This is a genomic window from Desulfitobacterium sp. LBE, assembly GCF_007830365.1.
GTDB classification, from domain to species: domain Bacteria; phylum Bacillota; class Desulfitobacteriia; order Desulfitobacteriales; family Desulfitobacteriaceae; genus Desulfitobacterium; species Desulfitobacterium hafniense.
In genome coordinates this window covers 179468-181284 of record NZ_VLKD01000001.1, presented here as the reverse complement: position 1 = coordinate 181284, position 1817 = coordinate 179468, and the positions used below count along the sequence as shown (strand labels likewise).

The following is a 1817-nucleotide window of genomic DNA, read 5'->3' as shown; positions in this document are numbered from 1 at the left end:
TCGGGATGGGAACGGGTGGGACCCCTCCGGTATAGTCACCAGATCCTTTGAAGTTTTAGTGTTCCTCTCGGAACTCTGTTCCCTCAAAACTGCACAGATCCTCTTTCACTGTAATTTAGTCTTTCATCGTCCTCACTGCAGATTTGAGCCCTTCAGTGAGGTCCTTTTTCGTTGCGCTTCGTTAGGTCAAGCCCTCGACCGATTAGTACCCATCAGCTCCATACCTCACGGCACTTCCACTCCGGGCCTATCTACCTGATCATCTTTCAGGGGTCTTACCAGATTACTCTGTGGGAAATCTCATCTTGAGGCCGGTTTCGCGCTTAGATGCTTTCAGCGCTTATCCGCTCCGGATATAGCTACCCAGCACTGCCTCTGGCGAGACAACTGGTACACCAGTGATCCGTCCAACCCGGTCCTCTCGTACTAGGGTCAGTTCCTCTCAAATTTCCTGCGCCTGCGACGGATAGGGACCGAACTGTCTCACGACGTTCTGAACCCAGCTCACGTACCGCTTTAATGGGCGAACAGCCCAACCCTTGGGACCTACTACAGCCCCAGGATGCGATGAGCCGACATCGAGGTGCCAAACCTCCCCGTCGATATGGACTCTTGGGGGAGATAAGCCTGTTATCCCCAGGGTAGCTTTTATCCGTTGAGCGATGGCCCTTCCACTCGGTACCACCGGATCACTAAGCCCGACTTTCGTCCCTGCTCGACTTGTTGGTCTCGCAGTCAAGCTCCCTTTTGCCTTTACACTCTTCGCGCGATTTCCATCCGCGCTGAGGGAACCTTTGGGCGCCTCCGTTACTCTTTAGGAGGCGACCGCCCCAGTCAAACTGCCCACCTGACACGGTCCTCAACCCCGATTCAGGGGCCTAAGTTAGAACTTCAGTACAAAAAGAGTGGTATCCCACCATTGACTCCACCAAGGCTGGCGCCCTAGCTTCTCAGTCTCCCACCTATCCTGTACATTTTATACCAAAGTCCAATGTCAAGCTACAGTAAAGCTCCATGGGGTCTTTCTGTCCTGTCGCAGGTAACCCGCATCTTCACGGGTATTACAATTTCGCCGAGTCCCTCGTTGAGACAGTGTCCAGATCGTTACGCCTTTCGTGCGGGTCAGAACTTACCTGACAAGGAATTTCGCTACCTTAGGACCGTTATAGTTACGGCCGCCGTTTACTGGGGCTTCAATTCAAAGCTTCGCCTTACGGCTAACCTCTCCTCTTAACCTTCCAGCACCGGGCAGGCGTCAGCTCCTATACTTCTCTTTTCAGATTGGCAGGAACCTGTGTTTTTGATAAACAGTCGCCTGGACCTCTTCTCTGCGGCTCTACTTGCATAGAGCACCCCTTCTCCCGAAGTTACGGGGTCATTTTGCCGAGTTCCTTAACGAGGGTTTTCTCGCGCGCCTTAGGATTCTCTCCTTACCTACCTGTGTCGGTTTGCGGTACGGGCACTCACTTGCTCACTAGAGGCTTTTCTTGACAGCTTGGAGTCAGTTACTTCGCTACTCATTTCGCTCCCCATCACCCTTCAGAAACCCGCGAGACGGATTTGCCTATCTCACTTCCTATGGGCTTGGGCGTGCTCGACCAACGGCACGCTTAACCTATCCTTCTGTGTCACCCCATCGCTCAAACGCTCCTGAGTGGTACTGGAATCTCAACCAGTTGTCCATCGCCTACGCTTTTCGCCTCGGCTTAGGTCCCGACTTACCCTGGGCGGACGAGCCTTCCCCAGGAATCCTTAGGTTTTCGGCGGGTGAGATTCTCACTCACCTTTTCGCATACTCATACCGGCATTCTCACTTC

Annotated in this window: 2 other annotated features. The window is 53.3% G+C overall.

What is annotated here, in order from left to right:
- Window positions 1–194: 194 nt before the first annotated feature.
- Window positions 195–1064, bottom strand: a sequence feature (23S ribosomal RNA rRNA prediction is too short).
- A gap of 1 nt (window position 1065) precedes the next feature.
- Window positions 1066–1800 (bottom strand) — a sequence feature (23S ribosomal RNA rRNA prediction is too short).
- Window positions 1801–1817 lie beyond the last annotated feature (17 nt).